8 protein-coding genes are annotated in these 9,975 nt (G+C 57.0%); 5 read left to right on the forward strand and 3 right to left on the reverse strand.

All coding sequences use genetic code 11. The features are described 5' to 3' along the window. The 3 genes from HDF16_RS29280 to HDF16_RS29290 all read left to right on the forward strand — a co-directional run. Window positions 1–1,385: FtsX-like permease family protein (locus HDF16_RS29280; RefSeq protein ID WP_184224381.1), on the forward strand; the 1,385-nt coding region annotated here is incomplete at its 5' end. Window positions 1,386–1,538: 153 nt separating this feature from the next. Continuing rightward, the gene (locus tag HDF16_RS29285) at window positions 1,539–1,949 is read left to right on the forward strand and encodes a polysaccharide biosynthesis/export family protein (RefSeq protein WP_221313402.1); all 411 of its coding nucleotides are present in this window, start codon (window positions 1,539–1,541) and stop codon (window positions 1,947–1,949) included. A gap of 104 nt (window positions 1,950–2,053) precedes the next feature. After that, on the forward strand, window positions 2,054–2,554 hold the full coding sequence (locus HDF16_RS29290; RefSeq protein ID WP_184224383.1) for a hypothetical protein: 501 nt from the start codon (window positions 2,054–2,056) through the stop codon (window positions 2,552–2,554). A gap of 771 nt (window positions 2,555–3,325) precedes the next feature. Here HDF16_RS29290 and HDF16_RS29295 read toward each other — a convergent pair. Continuing rightward, window positions 3,326–3,997: a recombinase family protein gene (locus HDF16_RS29295; protein ID WP_184224384.1), complete on the reverse strand. Its 672-nt coding sequence runs from the start codon at window positions 3,995–3,997 to the stop codon at window positions 3,326–3,328. 145 nt (window positions 3,998–4,142) lie between these two features. Here HDF16_RS29295 and HDF16_RS29300 point away from each other — a divergent pair, with 145 nt between their 5' ends. Beyond that, a complete protein-coding gene (locus HDF16_RS29300; protein WP_184224385.1) occupies window positions 4,143–5,600 on the forward strand; it encodes a TonB family protein in 1,458 nt (485 codons plus the stop codon). 336 nt (window positions 5,601–5,936) lie between these two features. Here the strand turns inward: HDF16_RS29300 and HDF16_RS29305 are convergent, their stop codons facing one another. Then, on the reverse strand, window positions 5,937–7,022 hold the full coding sequence (locus tag HDF16_RS29305) for an IS110 family transposase (RefSeq protein ID WP_221313406.1): 1,086 nt from the start codon (window positions 7,020–7,022) through the stop codon (window positions 5,937–5,939). 283 nt (window positions 7,023–7,305) lie between these two features. On the opposite strand from HDF16_RS29305, the gene HDF16_RS29310 reads away from it, so the two are divergent. Further along, window positions 7,306–8,826, forward strand: a complete 1,521-nt coding sequence (locus HDF16_RS29310) for a Gfo/Idh/MocA family protein (RefSeq protein WP_184224386.1) — start codon at window positions 7,306–7,308, stop codon at window positions 8,824–8,826. A 106-nt stretch (window positions 8,827–8,932) separates the two neighbouring features. Here HDF16_RS29310 and HDF16_RS29315 read toward each other — a convergent pair whose 3' ends face one another. Continuing rightward, window positions 8,933–9,652, reverse strand: coding sequence for a hypothetical protein (locus HDF16_RS29315; protein ID WP_184224387.1), 720 nt, complete (start codon window positions 9,650–9,652; stop codon window positions 8,933–8,935). Between the last annotated feature and the right edge of the window lie 323 nt (window positions 9,653–9,975).

Genomic DNA, 9,975 nt, shown 5'->3' on the forward strand with positions numbered 1-9,975 from the left:
GACTGATGGAGACATCGTTCGACGGATACACCTCCAATGTTCGTTTCAACTGGGTGATCTTTGGGTTTGCAGCGGGCGTCACCCTACTGACAGGGGTACTCTTCGGCATCCTGCCGGCGTGGCGCGCAACCCGCGAAGATCCGAACCGTGGCCTGAAAGAGACTTCGCAGTCCATCACTCGACGCCGTTCGGCGTGGTCCGGCAAGTTGACGGTTGCTTTTCAGATCGCACTCTCTACTCTGCTCGTCGCCAGTTCGGCACTTTTTCTCCGGACGCTGATCAACCTGAACCGGGTGCAAACAGGCATCCAGGCAGACAATCTGCTGCTGTTCGATCTCAGCGCGCCCGAGGCAAGGTATCCCGGTGCGGCCGCGCCAGCGCTGTTTGACCAGCTTGAAAGACAGTTGGCTGCAACTCCGGGGGTGACCAGTGTGTCGGTACAGACACCATCGTTCCTCTCCAACAGCAGCTGGGACGGCGACTTCGATATCGAGGGAGTTGCTCCCGTAGCCATAGATGAAAAAGATCCCAGCCGTTACCCCAATCTGATGATGGTTGGCCGGGACTTTTTCAACACTGCCGGAATACGGATCGTACGCGGGCGCGGCTTCGGCCAGCAGGACACGGCGACTTCACCTTCGGTCTCAATCATCAACGAGTCCCTAGCGCACAAGTTCTTCGCGAACTCTGATCCCATCGGCCGCCGCTTTAAAGACGATGAAGACGAGAAGCACGTGAAGCACTACCGCACAATCATTGGCATCTGCGCAGACACGCTCTACAACAGTGTGCGCCAGCCTGCGGGACCAATCCACTTCGACCTATACGTGGATAAGAAGGAGTTCCGTGGGGCCACATTCATGGTGCGCTCCACGCGGTCGCCTGACGCGCTGGCCGAGGAGATGCGAAAGATTGTCCGCAACATCGATGTCGACATACCGCTCACCCAGGTTAGGACGCAGAGACAGCAGATCGACGCAAACCTACAACAGGAGCGGCTATTCGCCACGCTTACCTCGGGCTTCGGCCTGCTCGCGCTGTTGCTGGCTATGGTAGGCATCTACGGCATCATGGCGTACACGGTGACCCAGCGCACCAACGAGATCGGCATTCGGCTGGCGCTGGGAGCGCAACGAAACACCGTCCGTTCCATGGTGCTGCGCGAGGCGGTGTGGCTATGCGTCCTCGGAGTCGCGGTGGGTATTGCCGCCGTGCTGGCTGCGGTAAAGCTGGTGAAGTCGATGCTCTACGGTCTGGAGGCACGCGACCCCGCATCTCTGATCGCAACGGCCGCGATTCTGCTGACGGTGGCCTTGGTGGCGGCATGGATTCCGGCTACACGGGCTTCAAGGGTGGAACCGATGGATGCTCTGCGGCACGAATAGCTCGTGTCTGCATATGGCTCGCCACCGCGCGGCCAATGCCAAAAATATTGCGTTGCCAGTTGAGCCCACGACAACCGGAGTTGTCGTGGGTGATCGTAGAGCTGCGGATTGTGGCAGTTTGCGAAAATCGATTGCGCCCGGTACGGTGTTCGCATGCGACTTCCACTGAGAAAAACAGTTGCAACTCTCGTCCTCTGCACTTTTGGTTCCATGGCGACTGGGGCTCAACAGCCAGTCCGGCCTTCGTCTAGGCAATCAGCCGTCATAGCCAAGGTCTCGACGCTACAGGCCGGTGACAAAATCAGTGTTGTGTTCATGCAGGCTCCCGAGCGTTATGGAACGTTTCAATCTTCGCGACAAGATGACTTTACCTTCCACGACGTAGACCAGGACGGTGATGTGACGTTCCCCTATGCAGACGTGAAGAAGGTGAAGAGTGGATATGGCGGGTACAACTCTCTGACCCACAAACACACTGATCACACCAAGGCATATATCGGAATCGGAATAGCAACGGGCCTGATTGTTGCCGTCATTGTTGCCGCTGCAGCTGCCAAGAACTAACTGCTGTGCCAAACCAAGAGCTTAGGCCAGGCGTGATACGCAACCACTGTACTCACTGAAACCACCGTTTCAGTAAGCCTCCCGAAAAAGTAGACTGGATACCGATGCTGGCACCGGTGCTCACTCTGTTGTTCTTATTGCCCTTTCCTAATGCCGACTCCACTGCGAGCCGGCAGATTGCCGCTCCGTGCCAAGCGGTTGAGGGCAAAGCAATTCAGTATTTTGAAGAACACGATTTCTATACCAAAACGCAGACTGAGGGCGATGACATCGTCGTAGATTTAGGGAACCACAAGGATGCTTCTACGCCTTCTGCGAAGCCCCTATCGCTCAATCGGCGCTCCATTCACAAGTACACGCTCCCCAGACATCTCTCACCAGCGAAGTCATATGCGGACTTTCGAGTGGAGGGCCACCTTCGATTGGCAAAGGCTGCTGAAGCGTCCTGCAATGTGACCCTTCGTTTCGACATCAGCGCATATGAATGGGTGTGGTCTCTTGCTGCAATTGACGACGGCTACCGATCAAACTTCATCTCGAACGGAACACTTGAGAAGCTTTACATCGATCCAATAGCCGAAGCTTTCACAGAAGCCAAGCACTAGGCATGCGCGGCCCGCATTTGGCTTGTTACTCCTGAAACGGACGTTTCAGCCAGGTACACACGTGCGACGACCAAGCAAGAGTTCTCATATTAGTCAAAGACTAAGATTTTGCAGGAACAGGACCTCTTCCGTTAGCATCCGCGCATGGTCCAGTTCCGTCATCCTGTCCTTTTGTTGCTCGCGATAGTTTCGACCTCCGGCAGTAAGGCGCACACCAGTAAGCCAAGCGCCTCTGTAGACGGTCCTGAACGCACGGTGAAAGGCCTTTACGGCAAAGTTTTGGTTCGCGCCCCGTCGGGTCTTCTTGACGGGGCAAATAGGAGAATCTTTGCACCCTATCTCAGCCGGTCTCTGCTTCTAAAGATGGGAACAGCCCGGATCTGTGCGCAAGACTGGTTTCGACAAAACCGCGGACAGATGATCAAGGCTCCATTTGCTTGGTCGGAAGCTGGGATGTTCACCGGAGGCAACGAGCGAACCTACCCTGGTACCTTCCGGATTGAGAGCACACAGGCAGAAAAGGATGGCTCCTTCCATGTCACCGTGAGCTTTACGTATCGAGCATCTGATGGCCCGGGGTCATGGCGCGTTGTGGATACTGTGGTGCGAGAAGATGGTCGCTTTGTAGTGGATGAAGTGGCCTTTCCTTCGGAAAGATCCGAGGGTGCTTACACACTTTCGCAGACGCTATCTGAAGGATGCAAAGGGCCTCGTTGGGTAGGGACGCAATAGCTCTTCCCTGCATGGAATCTACATACGTAAAGGCGTTATCTATCTTCCCATCACCCTTTGCACCTGGACCGCAGACCATTCCCCGAGTCTTCGGGGCGTCGGGATCTCGCGAACGTTAAGTTCTGCTGCGATCGCGCGGAGCGAGCTCGCGCCGGTGGCTTGTATGGCTGTGATGGTCGGAAGGAGCCCAGAGCGGACCTGGCTCACTTTCTGGCTACGCACCTGGCGCGCGGCAGCTCCGATCTCTGCGAACCGCTCAGCCGAGACGCGCCGGCCGCCAAGCTTCGTTCCCCGCGCTTTCGCAGCTGCGAGGGCAGCCTTGGTTCTCTTCGAGATGGCCTCGGCTTCTTGCTCTGCAACGGCGGCCAGGATGTGCACCACGAACCGATTCGCCTGGGGCATATCGACAGCCACGAACTCTACACCGGATTCCATCAGGTTTGAGATGAAGGCGACGTTGCGGGCCAGACGGTCCAGCTTGGCGATCACCAGGGTAGCGCGGTGCTTTCGGCAGAGCTTGAGGGCGGTCGCGAGGGCTGGCCGATCATTGCGCTTGCCGCTTTCAACCTCTAGGACTTCCTGCACCAAGGTCCAGTCTCCCCCGTTGAGGAATTCGGCGACGGCGGCGCGCTGCGCTTCGAGGCCCAGGCCGCTAGTTCCCTGCCGTGCCGTTGAGACCCTCAGGTAGCTCACAAACCTGCTCTTCGCCATCGTTTTCGCCTCTTGTTACGTTTCTTCTACGTCCGTAGAAAAAACGAATAAAGGCCTCAGGCTCGTTCGCGGAAACGCTTGGAACGAATTTGCTGCAAATCCCGTTTTTCGCGAACCACCGCAACCGCTATCATGTTGGGCAGATATGACAAGGCTTTGGACACTGATCCTGCTAGCTCCGTTCGGGCTGGCCATTGATGCCTGTCGGGCACAAGCTGCGGTTCCCAATTCTTTGCCCGTCTTAGACTATCCGCCAATTGCCCGAGCCGCACGCGTTCAGGGTGACGTAGTTGTGAGCTTCCGGAAGACGCCGGAAGGCAGCACAGCTGACGTGAAGCCGATCTCCGGGCCTCTGATGTTGCAAGGTGTGGCGATTGAAAACGTGAAGGCTTGGCATTTCGCAGCAGCCGAGACCTCGGGGCAATCCGATAGAGTCACATTTCATTTTCAACTTGATCCGCCTAATGACGGGTACGACAGCCAGCCAGTGACCAAGGTGGAACTGGATGGAACCGGCAGCGTCCGAGTGCTTTCGATCTCTACGACGGGGCTTGAGCGCTCCGCATGTCCGCCTACCGTCGATCGCGTACCTCCTTCGGCTGTAACCGCCGGCGATTTTGTGGAGGTGAGTCGATGGAACGAAACTGTAAGGGTCAGCGCTGACGGTTCAATCGTCTGGAAACAAAGAAGCCTTTCGCAGAGGGGGCACATAAGTTCCGATCAAGCCAGGTCGTTACTGGAAAGATTTCGTACTCCGGATGCCTGGGGGTTGTGCGGCCACTACTACCGTGCTGGACTGATGGACGGCGGAAGCAGTTCGCTAAAAATGCGCATTGGCGGCCGGGAGAAGAGCGTCAGCGATTATGGCGATATCGCGCCGCCGATCTTTGAAGAGCTTGAACTCGCAGTCGATGCAGCGAGCAACTCGCACCAGTGGCGGCACGGTGACCCAAAGGCCGAAAGCATCGTCGATATCAGTTACGAGTATCTGCCCAAGCCGGGCAAGACGAAGCTCATGGACGCCGCGCATAGCCACGACATGGCGGGAATTCAAGCCGCAACCGCGAAGGGCGATAAGCTGACCGATGGTGACGCGAGTGGCTGGACCCCTTTGATGTACGCCGCTGGCTCATGGGATGGATCGGTTGTCGGCGAACTGCTCAAAGCAGGCGCAGACGTAAACGTCAGGTCTCTAAGAGGGGAAACGGCGCTGATGGCTTCGGCTGTTACGGGTATGGCGGACGAAGACCTTCTAAACGCGGGGGCAGACGTAAACGCGAGCAACGATGTTGGAATGACAGCGCTGATGCTGTTAGTCCAGCGTGGGGAGCCTGACGAAATCGCGATTTTGCTAAAAGCGGGTGCCGACGCGCATAGGAAAGACGGAGCGGGGCGTACGGCCCTGGATTACCTGAATGCAGCAAATTGCGGACGACCCATCGTGCAGGAAAAAGATCCCAGAGAGAATGAATTGGGGTACTCGAGATGCAATGGCCTGGACAATGACGACTACGCTAAGTCGAAGCAACTGCTGATCGAAGCAGGCGGGAAGGCAACTCGGGCTGCGACACCTAAAAGATTGCTGATGCCAGCGAAGAAGTAGCAGTGTTCCGTCTCGTCCCATCGCCGCGCTCCTATTAGCAACGCGCAATCCCGCAAAGTCGTTGTTTCTATGAGCAGGTCACTTTATGTCAAGCGGCTTTTGTTCTTGTTTTTTCTTTCGTAGCGTCTTTGCCTTTGCTGTTGTTTGTTCCGGTTGTTGTTGCCTCTCCACCTTGTTTCTATTCGCACTTTGAGTGAGCCGTTCTTGGCTCTGTGACGGGATGGGGTCAGACGGAGAAGTCGATGCTGCTCGTTTTCGGACGGCCTTGTGAAGGCCCACACCGACACGCAGTCATCGGGACGCGGGGTTTAGCAACGGTAAACATGATTCGGTTCCTCAGGCTGCTTCGGCATGGAACGGGACGTACGGTTGTTGCGTGACCCAGATGCGATGGAGCAGAACAGCAAGCTTGCGGGCGACGGCGACGATGGCTCGATTACGCGACTGCTTGCCTCCGCGTTCCGCCAGGTGCAAGCCCCACCGTCGCAACGTCGAGTCCTTTCCTCGCGGCCCGAGGACATGGTTCCCGCACTCGACCAGCAGGGACCGCAGGTAGACATTACCCGCCTTCGTGATGCCCAGTTGCGGGTCGCGGTCTCCGGACTGACTGCGTCTCGGCCGCAGGCCGAGGTAGCATCCGACGTCGCGACTTCGCTTGAAGCGTTGCTTGTTGCCCAACGTCAGAACATAGGTAAGGGCCGTAAGCTCGCCCACGCCGTAGACCTTGATCAGAGCCTGGGTCTCGGCGTACTCGGTCTGGGTGAGCTGCTTGACGAGACGGTCGTAGTGCTTGATCTTCACCGTCAACGAGGCGATCTGTTCGAGCACTGGGCCAAGTGCCTGCACGAGTCCAGGTGGCAGCACCTCCATACATCGCTTCGCAAAGCAGAGCGTGGAGGACGCTGGTAAGCGATAGCCACATGGCTTCGCAAGACCACGCGTTGCGTTCACCGCAGCCGTCCGCAGACGGACCAGCAGGTTGCGGGCGCGGATCAAGGTGAGTGCTTCCTGCTGTGCGACAGTCCGGTGCGAGATAGGCCGGAGGATCGTTGGATCCAGTCGCGCATAGCGTGCCAGCTTCTCCGCATCTACCTGGTCACTCTTGCGATCACTGTGCGAGATGGCCCGCAGCTCTCGAACGTTGGCCACAAGTACTTCGTGACCAAGCTCCTGCAACTGTTCGCTGATCCAGATGGAATGTGTTCCCGCTTCCATCGCGATCCGAACTCGTGGCAGATCGGTAAACCACTTGTCGACACCTGTGGGTGTCGTTCGGAACCGACCCCGATCAACTACTTCACCGTCCTGGTTGAGCGTGCAGTAATGGCTCCAGACATCTCCAAGGTCGATCCCGATCGTCATCTCGACCTTCGAGCTGCTGCGTGGAACTTCAGCGATAAGGTGATGCGTAGGCTTTTTCATGAGAAACAGTCTCTCCGATCTTGGAGACCTGCTCATCCCATTTTTCGGAAACCACCCGCGCCTTTCAATGGCAGGCCCGAGGCGGTGTCCCTACTGCCTGCTCCTTGTAATCAGGTCGCCCTCTGCGTCTGCTTCTTGCGGCGGACGTAAGCGCCTTCCTTGGTTGCCCCGTACCCTATAGCGACCCGCGACGCTTGACGGAAGCTACGTGAATCGGACAACGGCTGGCCGTACCGTGTAGTCTTTCGCGATGGCTTGGGATACTGTACCTCGGAGATAGCAATTGAATCGTCGGGAACTGCTTTACAGCGTCGGTGCGTCCGCCGTTGGTTTGAGTTTGCCTAGCCTCAAGTCATCGGCAGAACGATCCGCGCCGAGTGACAAGCTCACAGTTGCCTGCATCGGCACAGGTTCTCAAGGGCTGCGGGTTTTGCTCGACCTGTTGCGCTTATCACAGGTAAGAGTCATCGCCGTATGCGACGTCAACCGCCTGAGCAGCGATTACCTGGAATGGGGACCAAACGAGCTTCGCGAGAAGGTTCGTACTGTTCTCGGCGATACCAGCTGGGGGGCTAATCATTCCGGTCCTACCGCCGGACGTGATGCCGCCCAGGGCATTGTGAATGCCTTCTATGGCAAACAGGCAGGGCGACCGGCGACCGGCTGCACCGCTTATGAAGACTTCCGCGAACTGCTCGCCAAGGAGAAGGACCTAGACGCGGTTGCGATCAGCACACCAGACCATTGGCATGCTGTCATCGCCATCGCCGCCATGCGAGCAGGCAAGCACGTCTACAGCCAGAAGCCAATGGCACATAACGTCTGGGAATGCCGTGAGATGGTTCGGGTGGCAGCGCGGACGCGTCGAGCCACGCAGGTCTCCATCTTCAATTCCAACCTCCCGGCTTCGCAGCAGATCCATGACATCCTGGCCTCGGGTGCCATCGGTTCAGTTCGCTCTGTTGATATCTGGACTAAGCGGGCATCGAAGTTCTGGCTTCAAGGACTGCCAACGCCGATACAGGCCGACCCCGTACCCGCCGGATTGAACTGGGATATGTGGCTTGGCCCTGCGCCTTTTCGTCCCTTCAATCATGCTTACATGCCCTTCATATGGCGTGCCTGGTATGACTTTGGATGCGGGGCTTTCGGTGATATGGGCGAATATGGCTTCGACACACTCGCGCGAGCCCTCAGCTTACAAGCCGCAACCCGGATCGAAGCCAGCACGACCGATCGCTTTCCAGATTGCTATCCCGTCGCCTCGGCCGTCCACATGGACTTTGACGCTACGAGCACTCGTCCGGCGCTACGCATCAACTGGTTTGATGGTGGCATTGAGCCCGCGCGTCCATCGGAACTCCCTGTGTCCGAGCAAATCGGCGAAGACGGAGAAGGTGTGATCTATCACGGCGAGCACGGTAAGCTGCTAACGGCATTTATGGGTCAAAATCCGCGCGTTTTGTCGCCGAGCGGCAAGCTAGAGATGCCATTTCCGAAGGGAGCTTCAGTACAGGAACCTTTCCGAAGTGAAGCGCCGGAACTTGGCGGGACTGCGAGCGGGGCCAATGCGGCGCACTACGCGGAATGGATTGATGCCTGCAAAGGTGGCCCGCCGGCGCGAGCCAACTATGAGTTTGAAGCTCCTATCGTCGAGACACTCCTGCTTGGCTGCATCGCAGTGCGGACTCATGAGCCACTTGTCTGGGATGCCGAGCGGTTTGCCTTCACGCAGGGGGCGGCAAAGGCAACCGCTCTGCTCAAACCTGCTTACCGGGTTCCGTGGGAGATAAGTTCGAAATGACGTATTCGCGATAATGGCCAGTCGCGAAGCTTCCCCGAATGCCGTTTCCGGGGAAGAACACTTGTCATTCGTAACTGATCGCGATGACTGTGGATGTGGCTCTGTATTATTGATTCGCTTTCAAGATGGCATCAGTCCACTGCTCGCTGGTGCTACGCGTCCATCTGACTGATTCATCACCTGCATAACGGGCACTGACATAGGCGTACAGCAGCCGATTTTGAACCCGGAGAACTATCACTGCCGTAACCATATTGATGGAAGACTCTCCACTGGAAATTGGCGAGATCATTCCAAAGCAGTAGGCATCAGGTCTGGTGAAGAACGCACCAAGTTGAACAGGTTTGTCGAGTGCAACTTCGTTCGCAGACCCCAGCGCCTTAAGCTTGTGGTTAAGCTCATCTTGTAGCGGCTTAAGATCCGTCTGTGGATTGTTCTGGCCCGTTCCGTATTGCTGGGCAAGTGTGGCAGACATCTGCTTGAAAGAAGTAGCATCCACCTCAGCAAACTCGGCGCGGCGCAACGTCTCGACAAGGGCGTATCGGGAAGCACCTTTTGGGACTTCCCCTCGAAGATTCGCAGCATCGTCGGCAAGCACGTACCCTGCGATCAGTCGGTTGGTATCAGGGGCCAAGTGCTCTAGGAGCACGCGGTAGTCAGAGCCGACTTCGTTCAGGTCAGAAGTAGGAGACGGAATGGCAATTGATTTCAAACCAGAGCGGTAGGTTGGGATCTGAGCGCTTGGTCCTTGGCCGATCGTCGGGGTAGCAATCGAACAGCACGCGAGGGGTATGCCCACACAGAGGCAGAAAAAAACGGATTTCATTCGTTCTCCGAAGTATCTACGAGCTGATCCTATCGCAGAACGCTATTGCGATGGGATTAGTACCGATAGGCCCGCTGCGTTTACCAATCCACTCACGAAGCCCGCAAAGTCGCTGTTTGCGGTAACATCGTCGGTCGGGGCGGTGCGGCGGAGTCGAAACTTCCGCTAATCCCGTTTTGCCGGAGCTTATTCCTTCGCGGGTGTACTCTGTGCTGATAGTTTAGGCATCTGGACCGTGGCGGTGCAGACCATGAGGAGTTATATGCCGCGCATCCAAACTCTTTTTGCAAGTGCTGCCGTAGTGGTTCTTCTTCTTGGCCTGC

The organism is Granulicella aggregans (assembly GCF_014203275.1).
GTDB lineage: Bacteria > Acidobacteriota > Terriglobia > Terriglobales > Acidobacteriaceae > Edaphobacter.